At 63.7% G+C, this 16,242-nt stretch carries 13 protein-coding genes and 1 tRNA gene; 10 read left to right on the forward strand and 4 right to left on the reverse strand.

The genetic code is table 11. The features are described 5' to 3' along the window. Together J1C52_RS04155 and rpsD are read left to right on the forward strand one after the other, a co-directional pair. A partial coding sequence (locus J1C52_RS04155) for a calcium-binding protein (RefSeq protein ID WP_304621946.1) occupies positions 1-520 on the forward strand: 520 nt, incomplete at its 5' end. 182 nt (positions 521-702) lie between these two features. After that, positions 703-1,323, forward strand: coding sequence for a 30S ribosomal protein S4 (gene rpsD, locus J1C52_RS04160; protein WP_227426671.1), 621 nt, complete (start codon positions 703-705; stop codon positions 1,321-1,323). 54 nt (positions 1,324-1,377) lie between these two features. On the opposite strand, the gene chrA is transcribed toward rpsD, so the two are convergent. Beyond that, positions 1,378-2,535: a chromate efflux transporter gene (chrA, locus tag J1C52_RS04165; protein WP_227426672.1), complete on the reverse strand. Its 1,158-nt coding sequence runs from the start codon at positions 2,533-2,535 to the stop codon at positions 1,378-1,380. A gap of 155 nt (positions 2,536-2,690) precedes the next feature. Between chrA and xdhA the strand changes: the two genes are divergently transcribed. The 7 genes from xdhA to J1C52_RS04200 all read left to right on the forward strand — a co-directional run bounded on the left by xdhA (position 2,691) and on the right by J1C52_RS04200 (position 11,909). Further along, positions 2,691-4,139 (forward strand): xanthine dehydrogenase small subunit, encoded by a 1,449-nt coding sequence (gene xdhA / locus J1C52_RS04170; RefSeq protein WP_227426673.1) that lies wholly within the window; start codon positions 2,691-2,693, stop codon positions 4,137-4,139. Beyond that, complete coding sequence (gene xdhB, locus J1C52_RS04175) at positions 4,136-6,442, forward strand: xanthine dehydrogenase molybdopterin binding subunit (RefSeq protein WP_227426674.1); 2,307 nt, start codon at positions 4,136-4,138, stop codon at positions 6,440-6,442. Before xdhA ends, xdhB begins: the two co-directional genes overlap by 4 nt. Next, a complete protein-coding gene (gene xdhC, locus J1C52_RS04180) occupies positions 6,439-7,230 on the forward strand; it encodes a xanthine dehydrogenase accessory protein XdhC (RefSeq protein ID WP_227426675.1) in 792 nt (263 codons plus the stop codon). Before xdhB ends, xdhC begins: the two co-directional genes overlap by 4 nt. Further along, a complete protein-coding gene (guaD, locus tag J1C52_RS04185) occupies positions 7,227-8,516 on the forward strand; it encodes a guanine deaminase (protein WP_227426676.1) in 1,290 nt (429 codons plus the stop codon). The genes xdhC and guaD overlap by 4 nt, the downstream gene beginning before the upstream one ends. A 112-nt stretch (positions 8,517-8,628) precedes the next feature. Further along, a complete protein-coding gene (locus J1C52_RS04190) occupies positions 8,629-8,970 on the forward strand; it encodes a DUF2853 family protein (protein WP_227426677.1) in 342 nt (113 codons plus the stop codon). A gap of 410 nt (positions 8,971-9,380) precedes the next feature. Then, entirely contained in the window at positions 9,381-11,744 is a 2,364-nt protein-coding gene (gene lon / locus J1C52_RS04195) for an endopeptidase La (RefSeq protein WP_255618387.1), read from the forward strand. Between the two features lie 90 nt (positions 11,745-11,834). Further along, positions 11,835-11,909: transfer RNA gene (locus tag J1C52_RS04200), tRNA-Val, on the forward strand. A 123-nt stretch (positions 11,910-12,032) separates the two neighbouring features. Here the strand turns inward: J1C52_RS04200 and J1C52_RS04205 are convergent. The 3 genes from J1C52_RS04205 to J1C52_RS04215 are packed head-to-tail and all read right to left on the reverse strand — an operon-like array spanning position 12,033 to position 14,056. Beyond that, positions 12,033-13,367, reverse strand: coding sequence for an ammonium transporter (locus J1C52_RS04205; RefSeq protein ID WP_227426679.1), 1,335 nt, complete (start codon positions 13,365-13,367; stop codon positions 12,033-12,035). A 34-nt stretch (positions 13,368-13,401) separates the two neighbouring features. Then, entirely contained in the window at positions 13,402-13,740 is a 339-nt protein-coding gene (locus tag J1C52_RS04210; protein ID WP_227426680.1) for a P-II family nitrogen regulator, read from the reverse strand. A gap of 4 nt (positions 13,741-13,744) precedes the next feature. Then, positions 13,745-14,056 carry a hypothetical protein gene (locus tag J1C52_RS04215; RefSeq protein WP_227426681.1) on the reverse strand — a complete coding sequence of 104 codons (312 nt, stop codon included), beginning with the start codon at positions 14,054-14,056 and terminating at the stop codon, positions 13,745-13,747. Positions 14,057-14,095: 39 nt separating this feature from the next. Here J1C52_RS04215 and J1C52_RS04220 point away from each other — a divergent pair, with 39 nt between their 5' ends. Further along, the gene (locus J1C52_RS04220) at positions 14,096-16,225 is read left to right on the forward strand and encodes a transglycosylase domain-containing protein (RefSeq protein ID WP_227426682.1); all 2,130 of its coding nucleotides are present in this window, start codon (positions 14,096-14,098) and stop codon (positions 16,223-16,225) included. The last annotated feature ends 17 nt before the right edge of the window (positions 16,226-16,242 follow it).

Below are 16,242 nucleotides of genomic sequence, written 5' to 3' on the forward strand. Positions count from 1 at the left end.
AAATGACCGCATTTCCGGCGGAGATGGAAATGATCGAATCGCCGGGGGTAACGGCCGAGATCTGCTGCAAGGCAATCTTGGGGCAGACACGCTCTTCGGGGGCGATGGGAACGACACGCTCGATGGCGGCTTTGGACCAGACCGCCTGTTTGGCGGTAACCAGAATGACAGAATTATTTGTGGCCACGGCAACGATCTCCTGTTTGGACAAAATGGGAATGACCGGCTTATCGGTGGACGTGGCGACGACACGGTGACCGGCGGTGCCGGTGCCGACACATTCGTTTTCCGCGACGGGGACGACGTGCTGACTATCAGTGACTTCAGTTTCCGCGAGAACGATAGCCTAGAGCTTGACGATGCCCTTTGGGGTGGGGGAATGACCGCTTCGGAAGTATTGAACGAATACGCATCCGTTCGGGATGGCGACATCATCCTCGATTTCGGGAGTGGCGACGTTATCGTTCTGGAAGGAATAACCAGTGTTAACAGGCTGGAAGACCATATAACGATCGTCTAGCGGCAATCTGGCATTGACACGCCCGTGCCATGCCCCTAAGGCACGCGGGCGCTGCCGCAAGGCCAAGCGCGTCTATTGGTGTTGGTGGCTCCCGCAAGGGACAGCCTGTCGCCCGCAACGCGGGGAAGGACAACGCCCTTCACAGCCCCCAACCGGGGGCGCCATAAGAAGGAGATCAGACGGTGACCAAACGCACCTCTGCCAAGTACAAAATCGACCGCCGCATGGGCGAAAACATCTGGGGCCGCCCGAAAAGCCCCGTCAATCGCCGCGACTACGGCCCCGGCCAGCACGGCCAGCGCCGCAAGACCAAGCTGAGCGATTTCGGCATCCAGCTGCGCGCCAAGCAGAAGCTGAAAGGCTACTACGGCGACCTGACCGAGAAACAGTTCCGCCGCATCTATGCCGAAGCCGAGCGTATCAAGGGCGACACCGGTGAAAACCTGATCGGCCTGCTGGAGCGCCGTCTGGACGCGGTGATCTACCGCGCCAAGTTCGTGCCGACCGTGTTCGCCGCCCGTCAGTTCGTCAACCACGGCCATGTCACCGTGAACGGCCAGCGCGTGAACATCCCCAGCTACCGCGTGAAAGAAGGCGACGTGATCGCTATTCGCGACAAGTCGAAGCAACTGGCCATCGTGCTGGAAGCTGTCGCACTGCCCGAGCGTGACGTGCCCGATTACATCGAGGTCGACCACTCCAAGATGACCGCGACCTTCACCCGCACCCCGTCCTTGGGCGATGTGCCCTACGCGGTGCAGATGGAACCGAACCTGGTCGTCGAATACTACGCGAAGAACTGATCTTCGCCACGATCCGAATTGCGAAAGCCCCGTCGCCTGCGTCGGGGCTTTTTGCTATCCGGCCAAGCCCAGCGCACCCGCCACGCCCGCGCTCAGCACCACGGCCCAGGCGGGCAGTCGCCAGACATGCAAGCCGACGAAACAGGCCAGCGCGAAAGCAAACTGGCCCAAGCTGGCAACGGCACTGGTGAAGACGGGATCATACAGCGCCGCGCCCAATATCCCGACCACCGCCGCATTCGCCCCCGCCATGCCCGCGCGCAAAGGGGCCAAAGCGCGCAGAGCCTGCCAGAAGGGCAGCGCGGCGATCAGCAGCAAGAACCCCGGCGCGAATATCGCCAGCGTGGCAATCAACGCAGCCGTCGCGCCGCCCAGCGCGCCCAAGTAGCTGGCAAAGGTGAACAGCGGGCCGGGAATGGCTTGCGCCGCCGCATAGCCCGCCAGAAAGGCGCTGTCGCTGACCTGCCCCGTGGCGACCAGTTCCGCCTGCAACAGGGGCAGCACCACATGCCCGCCGCCAAAGACCAGCGCGCCCGCGCGAAACATCGCATCGGCCAGCGCAAGGCCCGCGCCTTGGCCCGCCAGCAGCGGCAGGCCCAGCAGCCCCAAGGCAAACAAAGCGGCGGCCCCCAGCGCCACGGGCCGCCCAACAGGAATGCACAAGCCTCCCTGCCCCGCGCCGCTGTCCAACCGCAAACCCGCGCCGGCCAAGGCACCACCCGCGATCACCGCCACCATCGCCCAAGGCCCGCTGAGCACTGCCAGCAGGGCCACCGCCGCCACGGCGATCGTCGCGCGCGGGCCGTCGGGGCAAAGGCTGCGCGCCATGCCGATCACCGCCTGCGCGACGACCGCGACCGCCACCAGCTTCAGCGCCGCGATCACCCCCGATAGCCCCGCCAGCCCCGCGCCCATGGCGACGGCAACCATGACAAGCGCAGAGGGCAGCGTGAACCCAAGGAACGCCGCCACTGCCCCCATCCAGCCCGCACGCATCAGCCCCAGCGCAAACCCAACCTGGCTGGATGCCGGGCCGGGCAGGAATTGGCACAGCGCGACCAGTTCGGCATAATCGCCGTCACTCAGCCACGCGCGGCGCGTCACGAATTCCTCTCGGAAATAGCCGATATGCGCGACCGGCCCGCCGAAAGACGTCAGCCCAAGGCGCAGGAACACGCGAAACACCTCTGCCGCCGATCCCGAGCCTGTCACGCGCGCGCCCCTTCCCCTTGCCGGACTGCGCAAGTCGCAGGCACAGCCTCAAAAATTCCCGAAAACACCTTAACCTCGGGGCGGCTTGCATGGAATGCCGCTTTGGCGCAGGCTATCCTACAGACGTGACATTTCCTTGACCGTGAAAGACCCCCATGGCCCGCGACCATATCCGTTTTCTGCTGAACGACCGAGAGGTCACGCTGCACGACGTGGCCGCGACCGACACGTTGCTGGACCACCTGCGCCTGACCGCCCGTTTGCGCGGCACGAAAGAAGGCTGCGCCGAAGGTGATTGCGGCGCCTGCACCGTGCTGGTCGGGCGGCTAGAGGGGGGTGCGTTGCGCTACCAGCCAGTCAATGCCTGCATCCGGTTTCTGGCGTCATGTGATGGCTGCCATGTGGTCACGGTCGAACATTTGCGCGGCACGGATGGCGGCCTGCACCCGGTGCAGCGCGCGATGGTTGACCATCACGGCAGCCAATGCGGGTTCTGCACGCCGGGCTTTGTCATGGCGCTTTATGCACTGTGGATGGAGAACCCGACACCGTCAGAGCCAGAGGTCGAGCGCGCGCTGCAAGGCAACCTGTGCCGCTGCACCGGTTACGCGCCGATCATCCGCGCGGCTCTGGCCATGGGTGCGCATGGCACCACCGATCCGCTGATGGACGAGCGCGCACAGGTGGCCGCGCGTCTGGCCGCATGGGCCGATGGCGACCGGGTCGAGGTGACAAACGGCCAAAGCCGCGCGATCCTGCCCGCCTGTGTGGATGATCTGGCGCAGGTGTTCGCGCAAAACCCCGACGCGCGGATCGTGGCAGGGGCGACAGATGTGGGCCTGTGGGTCACGAAATTCCTGCGCGATCTGCCCGTCGCGGTGTTCATCGGGCATTTGCACGATCTGCGCGCGGTGACGGAAACGGAGGATGCCCTGCATATCGGCGCGCTTGTCAGCTACGAGGACGCGCGCGCGCCGCTCGTCACCCATTTCCCGCACATGACCCGCTATTGGGACCGCATCGCTGGCTGGCAGGTGCGCGCGATGGGCACGCTGGGGGGCAACATCGCCAATGGCTCGCCCATTGGCGATACACCGCCGCCCTTCATCGCCTTGGGCGCGCGGCTGGTGCTGCGCAAGGGTGCTGTGCGGCGCGAGATGCCGCTGGAAGAGTTTTTCCTCGATTACGGCAATCAAGACCGCGCGCCGGGCGAGTTCGTCGAAAAGATCATCCTGCCCAAACCCGCCCCCGGCACCTTGCACGCGGCCTACAAACTGTCGAAGCGGCGGGACGAGGATATTACGGCGGTCGCTCTTGGCATCTGCCTGACCGTGGCGGATGGCACGATCACGGGGGCAAAGCTGGCGTTCGGCGGCATGGCCGCGACGCCCAAGCGCGCGGCCCATGCGGAAGCGGCGCTTGTCGGTCAGCCCTTTGCGCTGGACACGCTGCAAAACGCCGCCAAAGCCTTGCCGCAGGATTTCACGCCACTGTCGGACATGCGCGCCAGCGCCGATTACCGTATGCGTGCCGCGCAAAACCTGCTGACGCGGTTTTGGCTGGAACAGTCGGGCGAAGTGGCGGCGTTGGAGGATGTGCAATGAAGGACGAAGGTCGCATCACCGGGGCCGCGCATGACAGCGTGATCCACGATTCCGCCATCAAACATGTGACGGGGCGGGCGGAATACACGGATGACATCACCGAACCCGTGGGGTGCCTGCACGCCTATATCGGCACGGCGACCGTGGCGAAGGGGCGCGTGACCGCGCTGGACTTGTCCGCCGTGCGGGCGGCACCGGGCGTGGTGGCAGTGCTGACCGAGGAGGACATTCCCGGCCATAACGACATCTCGCCCACCGGCCTGAATGACGAACCGATCTTTACCCGCGACGTGCAGTTCCACGGCCAGCCTTTGTTTGCCGTGGTGGCAGAGTCGCGCGACATGGCACGCCGCGCCTGCACCTTGGCCAAGGTCAGCTACGACCGCGCCGACCATGCCACCGACATAGACGCGGCAGAGGCCGCCGGATACCCGGACGTGACCGCGCCCCTGACACTGGCGCGCGGCGATGCGGCACGCGCGCTGGCCAAAGCCCAGCACCGCATTCAGGGCCGGATGCGCGTGGGCGGGCAGGACCATATGTATCTGGAAGGGCAGATCGCGCTCGCCATTCCGGGCGAGGATGACGAGATGACCGTCTTCGCCTCGACCCAGCACCCATCCGAAGCGCAGCACATGGTTGCCCACGCGCTTGGCGTGCCCGCGAATGCGGTTGTGGTGAATGTGCGCCGCATGGGGGGCGGTTTCGGCGGCAAGGAAACCCAGATGAACCTGTTCTGCACCGTCGCGGCCTTGGCCGCGCGTGCAACGGGCCGCGCGGTCAAGCTGCGCCCCGACCGCGATCAGGATATGGAGATTACCGGCAAACGCCATGATTTCCGCATCGACTACGATCTGGGGTTCGATGACTCGGGGCGCATTCTGGCGGTCGATGGCCTGTTCGCCGCGCGCTGCGGCTGGTCAGCCGACCTGTCCGGCCCGGTCACGGACCGCGCGCTGTTCCATGCCGACAATGCCTATTTCTACCCCGATGTGCGCCTGCGCTCGCGTCCCATTCAGACCAACACGGTCAGCAACACGGCGTTTCGTGGCTTCGGCGGGCCGCAAGGGCTGATCGCGGCGGAACGGATGATCGAGGAAATCGCCTACAAGCTGGGCCGCGACCCGCTAGAGGTGCGCCGCGCGAATTTCTACCGCGAGGGTGCGGATGTCACGCCCTATCACCAGCAGGTGACGGACAATATCCTGACGCGGCTGGTGGATGAGCTGGAGGTGTCCTCGGACTATCAGGCACGCCGCAAAAAGGTGCTCGATTTCAACGCGAAAGGCGGCGTTATCCGCAAGGGCATTGCCCTGACGCCAGTGAAATTCGGCATCAGCTTTACCGCCACATGGTATAATCAGGCGGGTGCGCTGCTGCATGTCTACTCGGATGGGTCCATCCATCTAAACCACGGCGGCACCGAAATGGGCCAAGGGCTGTTCACCAAGGTCGCCCAAGTGGTGGCAGAGGCGTTCCAAGTGGACCTGTCACGCATCAAGATCACGAAAACGACCACCGAAAAGGTGCCCAACACATCCGCTACCGCCGCCAGCAGCGGGTCGGACCTGAACGGTATGGCCGCGCTGAACGCGGCCGAGCAGATCAAGGCGCGGCTGGTGGCCTTTGCCGCCGAAAAATGGGGCGTGGCAGAGGATGCCGTGCAGTTCCTGCCCGGTCGCGTGGCGGTGGGTGCGGATATCGTGCCGTGGGACGATTTCATCAAATCCGCCTACATGGCGCGGGTGCAGCTTTCGGCGGCGGGTTTTTACAAAACGCCTGAAATCCATTGGGACCGCGCCAAGGGGCAGGGCCGCCCGTTCTATTACTATGCCTATGGCGCGGCCTGTTCCGAGGTCAGCATCGACACACTGACGGGCGAAACCCGCGTGGACCGTGTGGATGTGCTGCATGACGTGGGCCGCTCGCTGAACCCCGCTTTGGACTTGGGCCAGGTCGAAGGGGCGTTCGTGCAGGGCATGGGGTGGCTGACGTCCGAAGAACTCGTGTGGGACGATGCAGGCCGCCTGCGCACCCACGCGCCCAGCACCTATAAAATCCCGCTCGCCAGCGACCGCCCGCGCATCTTCAACGTGGCGCTTGCCGAATGGTCGGTGAACCCAGAGCGCACGATCAAACGCTCGAAAGCGGTGGGAGAGCCGCCCTTCATGCTGCCTGTCTCGGTGTTCGAAGCGATCGGGATGGCCGTGGCATCAGTCGCCGATTACCGCGAATGCCCTCGCTTGGATGCGCCCGCCACGCCAGAGCGGGTGCTGATGGCGGTCGAACGGCTGCGGGGATGAGCTTGCGCGACCTGTTGGAACGCGATGCGCCGCTGGTGCATCTGCGGCTGAGCGCGGTCAGCGGATCGGCCCCACGCGAGGTGGGGGCGGATATGCTTGTGTCTGTGGACAAGACAACCGGCACCATCGGTGGTGGGCAGGTGGAATATCGCGCAGTGGCGCGGGCGCGGGCAATGCTGGCGGATGGCACCACGCAAGACAGCCTGAGTTTGGCGCTAGGCCCGGATATTGGCCAATGCTGCGGCGGGCGGGTGACGGTGTCGTTGGCTGCGCTGACGCCAGAGGCCCGCGCGGCGATGCTGGCGCGGCTGGACGCGGCGCAGGCGCCTTGCGTCATGATCTTGGGCGCGGGGCATGTGGGCCGGGCCTTGGCGCAGGTCTTGGCCCCTTTGCCCTGCCGCATGGTGCTGGTGGATAGCCGCGCGGCGGAACTGGCGCAGGCAGCGGACAGCGCCACGCATCGCCTGACCCCGCTGCCAGAGGCAGAGATCGACCAAGCGCCCCCCGGCACCGCCTTCGTGGTTACAACCCATGACCATGGGCTGGATTTTATGCTCACCCTCGCCGCGCTGAAACGGGGCGACGCGGCCTATGTGGGCCTGATCGGATCGGCCACGAAACGCGCGCGGTTTGACCGCTTCGCACAAGACCACGACACCGACACATCATCGCTGACCTGCCCCATCGGCGCGGCGGGTTTGGGCGACAAGCGGCCAGAGGTCATTGCCCTCATGACCGCGCAGGAAATATTCGCCGCCCTCGCGCGACTACCCCAAGGAACACCATGACCCAGACCCTGATCCGCGCGCGGCTGCTGACCTTCCACCGAGAGCCGCAAACCCCCGATGACACAGATGCCTTCACCTATATCGAGGATGGCGCGCTGTTGGTCGAAGATGGCCTGATCCGCGCCATGGGCGACGCGGGTGACATCCATGCCCCCGATGCGCAGGTGATCGACCATCGCCCGCATCTGCTGATGCCGGGATTCATCGACACGCATCTGCATTTCCCGCAAACGCAGGTCATCGCAAGCTGGGCAGCGGAATTGCTGGATTGGCTGAACGACTTCACCTTCCCAGAAGAAACCCGCTACGCCGACCCCGCCTTGTGCGAAGCCATGGCGGGCGCGTTTCTGGACCGGCTGACAGATCACGGGACGACGACGGCGGTGGCCTATGCGTCGGTGCACGCTTCCTCTGCCGACGCGCTCTTTGCCGAAGCGTTCAGGCGCGACATGCGGCTGATTACCGGCAAGGTGATGATGGACCGCAATGCGCCCAGCGCCTTATGTGACACCCCGCAATCGAGCTACGATGACAGCAAGGCGCTGATCGCGCGCTGGCATGGTAAGGGGCGGCTGGGCTACGCGATCACGCCACGCTTCGCCATCACCTCTACCCCGGCGCAAATGGAAGCGGCGCAGGCGCTGGCCGCAGAGCACCCCGAGTGCCACATCCAGACCCATCTAAGCGAGAACCACGCCGAGATCGCGCTGTCCTGCCAGCTTTACCCCGATGCCAAGGATTACACCGATATTTACGCCCGCTACGGCCTACTGCGCGGTAACAGCCTGCTGGGCCATTGCATTCACTTGTCCGACCGCGAAATCGGCGCACTGGCCGAAGCGGGGGCCAAGCCCGTCTTCTGCCCCACGTCGAACCTGTTCCTTGGGTCGGGCCTGTTCAACGACGCGAAACTGCGCGCGGGCGGGCTGACCAATGCCATCGCCACAGATATTGGTGGCGGCACCAGCTACAGCCTGCTGCAAACACTGGCCGAGGGCTACAAGGTGCTGCAACTGCAAGGCCAGCGGATGCACCCCTACCGCGCTTTTCACTGGATCACGCGGGGCAATGCAGATGCTTTGGGGCTGACCGACCGTATCGGCACACTCGATCCGGGGTCCGAGGCAGATTTCGTGGTGCTGAACGCGTGCGCCACGCCCGCGATGGCGCAGCGCATGGAACGTGCGCGCGGGTTGGCGGATGAGTTGTTCACCCTGCAAGTGATGGGCTGCGACCGCGCCGTGGTGCAAACCTATGTGGCGGGGCAACAACGCAAAACGGCCTGACGCGAGGGGTGCGCTTTTTTCTTGGTTTAGCGCCCGGAGTTGCGCACACTCTGGCCGGGCGCTTCGCGCGCTGTTTGGGTAAAAGTGCGAAAACCATAAAAGGGAGCGAAACATGGGACGTCGCGACGAATTGATTGACCGCTATGCCGCCGATCTGCGGGACAAATGCGGGGTCACGCCGGATATGGACCTGCTGCGCAAGGTCACGATCGGCTGCGGGCCATCCATCTACAACCCCGATGCCAGCACGGTCGCCGGATCGCAGCCGCATGAGCTGGAAACCGTGCGCAAAAGCTTTCTGGTCAAGAAGCTTGGGCTGGCTGACGGGCCAGAGCTGGACAAGGCCATCGACGCCGTGATCGAGCAATATGGCCGCTCCGAGCGTAACAAGTATCGCGCCGTGATCTATTACCTGCTGACCAAGCATTTCGGCAAGGAATCGGTCTACGGCTGATACCCGGTCGCTACAGTTTTAGCTTTTATGCGGCTTGTGTCCGCGCCGGGAATCATGGAGTGTTGGGTGTCCGGTTAGGAAGACCGGGCCTACCATCCTCTCGTGACGTGAAGGGCACGCGGGTGAGATATGGGGGCCCCGGTCATCTGCCGGGGCTCCTTATTCTTCGGAAATCGACGGTCTTTTGAAACAGTCAATGCAGCCTTGGCCCGCAGACGGCCCCGCCCCGGACGCGTTTACACCGTTTTTTCCGCCTGTATCCTTGGCTTATTGCGTGCTGACCCAGCCGCGTCTTGAATTCAGACGCCGTTCGGCCCAAATCTGATAGCAAGCGGCACGCTATTGCCGACAAGCCAAAGGACATACCCGTGACGGAATTGAGCAGCTATCCCGTATTGCCCCTGCGCGACATGGTCGTGTTCCCGCATATGGTCGTGCCCCTGTTCGTGGGCCGCGACAAATCTGTGCGGGCGCTGGAAACGGTGATGAATGATGACAAGCAGATCCTGCTTGCCTCTCAGATCGACCATGCGCAGGAAGACCCGCAAAGCGACGACATTTACCGCGTGGGCGTTCTGGCGAATGTGCTGCAACTGCTGAAACTGCCCGACGGCACCGTCAAGGTGCTGGTCGAAGGCCACCGCCGCGTGCGCATTACCGAATTCACCCGCGAGGAGGGCTATTTCGAAGCGCAGGTGGCCGAGATGTCGGACGACACCGGCCCCGAGGACGAGGTCCGCGCGCTGATGCGGTCGGTGCAGAACGAATTCGAGCGCTACGCGAAAATTCGCAAGAACATCCCGGACGAGGCCTTGGCCGCGATTGCCGAAGCCACCGACCCCGCCAAGCTGGCCGATCTGGCCGCCGGGCACCTTGGGTCGAGCGTGGACAAGAAGCAGGCGATCCTTGAGATGACCGCTCTCAATGCGCGGCTGGAAGAGATTTACGCGCAGATGCAGGGCGAATTGTCGGTCTTGCAGGTCGAGCGCAAGATCAAGACCCGTGTCAAAAGCCAGATGGAGCGGACCCAGCGCGAATACTACCTGAATGAACAGATGAAGGCCATTCAGAAGGAATTGGGCGATGGCGAGGACGGCCAGAACGAACTGGCCGAACTGGAAGCGAAGATCGCCAAGACCAAGTTTTCCAAGGAAGCCCGCGAAAAGGCCGAGGCCGAGCTGAAAAAGCTGCGCAACATGTCGCCCATGTCTGCCGAAGCGACCGTCGTGCGCAACTACCTGGATTGGCTTCTGTCCATTCCGTGGGGTGTGAAAAGCAAGGTCAAGAAAGACCTTGGCCGCGCCCAACAGGTTCTGGATGCCGACCATTACAGTCTGGACAAGGTCAAGGAGCGGATCGTCGAATATCTGGCGGTGCAGTCGCGCTCTGCCAAGCTGAAAGGCCCGATCATGTGCTTGGTCGGCCCTCCGGGCGTGGGTAAAACCAGCCTTGGGCGGTCCGTGGCCAAGGCCACCGGGCGCGAGTTCATCCGCATCAGCCTGGGCGGCGTGCGCGACGAATCCGAAATTCGCGGCCACCGGCGGACCTATATCGGGTCCATGCCCGGCAAGATCATCCAGGCGCTGAAAAAGGCCAAGACGACGAACCCTCTCATCCTGCTCGATGAGATCGACAAGATGGGGCAGGATTTCCGGGGCGATCCGGCGTCGGCCATGCTGGAGGTGCTGGATCCGGAACAGAACTCGACCTTCGTGGACCACTATCTGGAAGTGGAATACGACCTGTCGAACGTCATGTTCCTGACCACGGCCAACAGCTACAACATGCCCGGCCCGCTGCTGGACCGGATGGAGATCATTCCGCTCTCGGGCTATACCGAGGACGAGAAGCTGGAAATCGCCCGCACGCATCTGCTGCCCAAATCGGTCAAGAACCACGGTCTGAAAAAGGGCGAGCTGGAGGTGGCGGATGACGCGATCACCCAGACCATCCGGCTATATACCCGCGAGGCCGGGGTGCGGAACCTTGAGCGTGAGCTGAACAAACTCGCCCGCAAGGCCGTGACCCAGATCGTGCGCAAGGATGCCACCACCGTCAGCGTGACGGCTGACAACCTGTCCGATTTCCTTGGCGTGCCACGGTTCCGCTTCGGCTCTGCCGAGAAAGAGGACCAGATCGGCGTTGTCACCGGGCTGGCCTGGACACAGGTGGGCGGCGAGTTGTTGCAGATCGAAGCGCTGCGCCTGCCGGGCAAGGGCCGGATGAAGACCACCGGCAAGCTGGGCGATGTGATGAAGGAATCGATCGACGCGGCCAGTTCTTTCGTTCGGTCGATCGGGCCTGAAATCGGCGTTCTGCCGCCCCGGTTCGACGCGTGGGATATTCACGTCCACGTGCCCGAAGGGGCCACGCCCAAGGACGGGCCCAGCGCCGGTGTGGGGATGGTCACATCCATCGTGTCGGTCCTGACACAGATCCCGGTGCGCAAGAATGTCGCCATGACCGGCGAAGTCACCTTGCGCGGCAATGTGCTGGCCATTGGCGGGCTGAAGGAAAAGCTTCTGGCGGCCCTGCGCGGCGGTATCGACACGGTGCTGATCCCGCAGGACAATGCCAAGGATTTGCCCGAAATCCCCGACAATGTGAAAGAGGGGCTGACGATCATCCCCGTCGGTCATGTCCGCGAAGTGCTGCAACATGCGCTGGTCAGAACCCCCGAAGCCGTCGAATGGGACGCAGAGGCGGACGAAGCCGCGCGCGTGGCCCGCATGTCGCCGAAAGCCGAAGAAGCGGGCACCCGCCCCGCGCATTAAGCCAAAGCCCTGCCCCTTGGTCGCAAGGGGCAGGAAACCCGCCGAAAAGGGCTTGCGCTGCCACGGCGCTGGCGCTATCAGGCCGGTCGGGGGCGATTAGCTCAGCGGTAGAGCGCTTCGTTCACATCGAAGATGTCAGCGGTTCAAATCCGTTATCGCCCACCATTCCCCACCTCTTTTCGTGACCTTGCCAAACGGGCTTGCGCGCAAGCTTGGCCTTGTCACCGCTAGGACATGCAAAAGGCCCGGTCTTGCGACCGGGCCTTTGCGGTTTTCAGGATGGTCGGATCAGCGGTTGCTGAATTCCGGGTAGGCTTCCATGCCCAGCTCAGAGGTGTCCAGACCGTTGATCTGGTCTTCGTCGCTGACGCGGATGCCCATGACCGCCTTCAGGATGAACCACACGATGGCCGAGACGACGAACATGAAGACACCGATGGCAACGATACCGTAGATCTGGCCGCCGATGGTGGCGTCGCTGTTCGACAGGACAACGGCCAGCGTGCCCCAGATACCGGCGAACAGGTGGACCGGGATCGCACCGACGACGTCGTCGATCTTCAGCTTGTCCAGCAGCGGCACGGTGAAGACAACGATCACACCGCCGATGGCGCCGATGATGGTTGCCATCCCAAGGCCGGGGGCCAGCGGTTCGGCGGTGATCGACACCAGACCAGCCAGCGCACCGTTCAGAACCATGGTCAGGTCGACCTTCTTATACAGAACCTGCGTCAGGATCAGCGCTGCGATCGCACCACCGGCAGCCGCCGTGTTGGTGTTCGCGAAGATGCGGCTGACATCTGCCACGTCGCTGACGGTGCCCATGGCCAGCTGCGAGCCGCCATTGAAGCCGAACCAACCCAGCCACAGGATGAACATGCCCAGCGTTGCCAGCGGCAGGTTCGAACCGGGCATGACGGTGACACGGCCGTCCTTGCCATACTTGCCGGTGCGAGCGCCCAGGATCAGGACACCAGCCAGAGCAGCCCAGCCGCCAGCCGAGTGCACGATGGACGAGCCTGCGAAGTCCGAGAAGCCAGCTTCAGACAGGAAGCCGCCGCCCCAGCTCCAGCTTGCCTGGATCGGGTAGATGAGGCCGGTCAGGATGACCACGAAGATCAGGAAGGGCCACAGCTTGATGCGCTCAGCCACGGCACCCGACACGATGGACGCGGTTGCTGCACAGAACATCAGCTGGAAGATGAAGTCAGAGCCGACCGACGCATAGGTCACATCGACCAGGTCGTCATAACCCACGCCGACCGGTTCCAGCGACGTCATCGAGAAGCCGCCCATCCAGCCCTGCACGATCCAGCCATCGCCCGGATACATCAGGTTGAAGCCCACGACGAAATAGGCGACCGACGCCAGCGAGAAAAGCGCGACGTTCTTTACAAGCTGCATGGTCGCGTTCTTGGACCGCACAAGGCCGGTTTCCAGCATACAGAAACCTGCGGCCATGAAGAACACGAGGAAACCGCCCATCAGGAACAGCAGCGTGTTCATGATGAAGACCATTTCGGAATTCACGCGGTCCGCCGACAGCGCTTCGTCCTGTGCGAAGCCGAGGCTGGGCAAAAGTGCCGCCGCGGCCACGATGGGAAGGAGTTTCTTGAGTTGCATCAGTATTTGTCCTTTTTGATCTGGGTCCACGGGATCACAGGGCATCGTCGCCGGTTTCACCGGTGCGCACGCGGGTCGCGGATGCCAGGTCCAGCACGAAAATCTTGCCGTCGCCGATCTTGTCGGTCTTGGCGGTTTTCTGAAGCGTCTCGACCACCTGATCGGCCATCGCGTCACTGACTGCGATCTCCAGCTTCAGCTTGGGCACGAAATTGACGGCATATTCGGCGCCGCGGTAAATCTCGGTATGGCCGGATTGCGCGCCGAAGCCCTTGATCTCGGTAACCATCATACCGCGCACGCCGATAGAGGTGAGCGCTTCGCGCACCTCTTCCAGCTTGAACGGTTTAATCGCCGCAATGATATATTTCACGGTGTCATCCCCTTTCATCCACATTGCCGACCGGTCTCGGCCGCACACCGTAAACAGAGGGTGAAGGGCGGTATTCCTCAACTTTCCGGGCGCGGTTCTGCACCGCCACGCCGCAGAATCCGAAAATGAGTGCACAAATTTGCGCCATTGCACATTTTTTGGGCATTTCTTGGATGAATTGGCGGAGAATCGCCTGCCCGATGACCGCGATCCGGCGCTGTTCCCCAAATGACTCGGGCAAGGCACAGTTGCGCGATGTTCGCCCAAAGACGGTGGAAATGCCGCGCCACACATGGCAAGAAGACCGAAACGACATGAATTTCGCCCGAAACGCGGCACACGAGCATAACCACGCATGAGCAGCGCCAAGCCCCCGAAAAAGAAGCTGGCCGCCCCGCAGCGCACGCGCGGCGGGACCAAGCCGGCGGCGAAAAAGCGCGCACCCGCACGCAAACTGCGCGGCGGGAATGCAGTGACGCGCTTTTTCTGGGCCACGCTCAGCCTGATCTGGCGGATCATCTGGGGCGTGACATGGCGCGGGGCCGCGACCGTGGCGTTCATCCTCGCCTTGGCGACATTTTACTTCTACTCGACCCTGCCGCCGCTGACACAGCTTCTGGACGACCGCGCGCAAGGCTCTGTCACGATGATGGACCGCCACGGCGAGGTCTTCGCATGGCGGGGCGAAACCTTTGGCGGCGTCATCACGGCGGGCACGGTCAGCCCGCATCTGAAAAACGCCATCGTCGCTACCGAGGACCGGCGCTTCTATTGGCATCTGGGCGTGTCGCCGCGCGGGATCGCGGGCGCGATCCGCTCTAACCTTGCCGCCGGGCGCGGTGCGTTTTCGGGCGCGGGCGGGTCGACCATCACGCAGCAGGTGGCGAAACTCTTGTGCCTTGGCGTGCCCTACGACCCCGAGACATGGGAGTCAGAGGCCGATTACGAGGCCGATTGCCGCCGGGGCACACTGTGGCGCAAGATCAAGGAATTGCCCTATGCCTTCGCGCTGGAAGCCAAGTTCACCAAGGACGAAATCCTGACGATCTACATGAACCGCGCGTTCCTTGGCGCGGGCGCACGCGGGTTCGAAGCAGCAGCGCAGCGCTATTTCGGTCGCTCGGCCAATGAAATCGGCCCTTCGGAAAGCGCCATGCTGGCGGGTCTACTGGTCGCGCCCTCTTATTACGCGCCCACGCGCAACCTTGAACGCGCGCAGGAACGTGCCGCCGTGGTGATCGAACTGATGCACGACCAAGGCTATCTGGACGCGCATGAATATGCCGAAGCGCGCGCCTACCCGGCCACGCTGTCCAACCGCGCGGAAGAACAGCAAGGCATCAACTTCGCCGATTGGCTGATGGTGGACACCCCCGCCTTCCTGACGCGTGAGACGACCGAAGACGTCATCATGCGCACCACCTTCGACCCGCGCCTACAAGCCGCGACCGAAGCGGCGGTGGCAGAGGTCTTTGCCACCAAGGTGCGCGAGGGGTCAGAGGCCGAGGTCGCCGTCGTCGTCATGTCCGCCGATGGTGCGGTGCGCGCCATGGTCGGCGGGCGCGATGCCAGCGTCGGCGGGTTCAACCGCGCTGTGCAGGCGGTGCGGCAGACCGGGTCGGCCTTCAAGCCGTTCCTGTTTGCCGCCGCCTTGGAAAACGGGTTCCAGCCGTTCGACATCGTGGAAGATGCACCGCTGACGATCAACATTCCCGGCTCTGGCCCATGGTCGCCGCGCAATTACGACGGCGAGTTCTACGGCTTCGTCACCCTCACCGAAGCACTGGCGGATTCGCTCAACACCCCCGCCGTGCGCATATCCGAAGCGATGGGCCGCGAGCGCGTGCGCGAGGTGGCCAACGCCTTTGGCCTGCGCAGTGAACTGGCCGAGGGGCCGGCGCTGGCCTTGGGAGCATCGGAATCCACGCTTCTGGACATGACCGCCGCTTATGCGGGCATTCTGAACGGCGGCAGCGCGGTGCGCCCCTACGGGATCGAAGAGCTGAAACTGCTGGGCGACAATACGCCCTTGTTCGGCGTCTCGACAGGGATCGGCGAGCGCGTGATCTCTGACAGCTCGGCCCGGATGCTGACATGGATGATGAGCCGCGTGATCGAGGAAGGCACCGGCCAGCGCGCCCGCCTGCCGGGGCGCGAAGCCGCTGGCAAGACCGGCACCACCCAAGCCGCGCGCGATGCGTGGTTCATCGGCTTTACCGCCGATTACGTTGCGGGCGTCTGGATGGGCAATGACGACAATTCGCCGCTGACCGGCGTGACCGGCGGCGGCTTGCCCGCCGAGATCTGGCGCGAAACCATGCTGCGCGTGCATGAAGGTCTGCCCGCGCGCCCCCTGCCCATGACCGCGCCCGCGCGGCCCCAATCGGCCCCCGCGCCGCAACCGGCCCGCCCCCAGCCCCAACGCGAAAGCCCGCTGGATGACGCGATCCGGGGCATTCTGGGCACCATCTTTGGCGGCAACTAAGCCGCCCTTCGCCCGAA

The sequence above is a fragment of the Roseibaca sp. Y0-43 genome, assembly GCF_020667835.1.
GTDB lineage: Bacteria > Pseudomonadota > Alphaproteobacteria > Rhodobacterales > Rhodobacteraceae > Roseinatronobacter.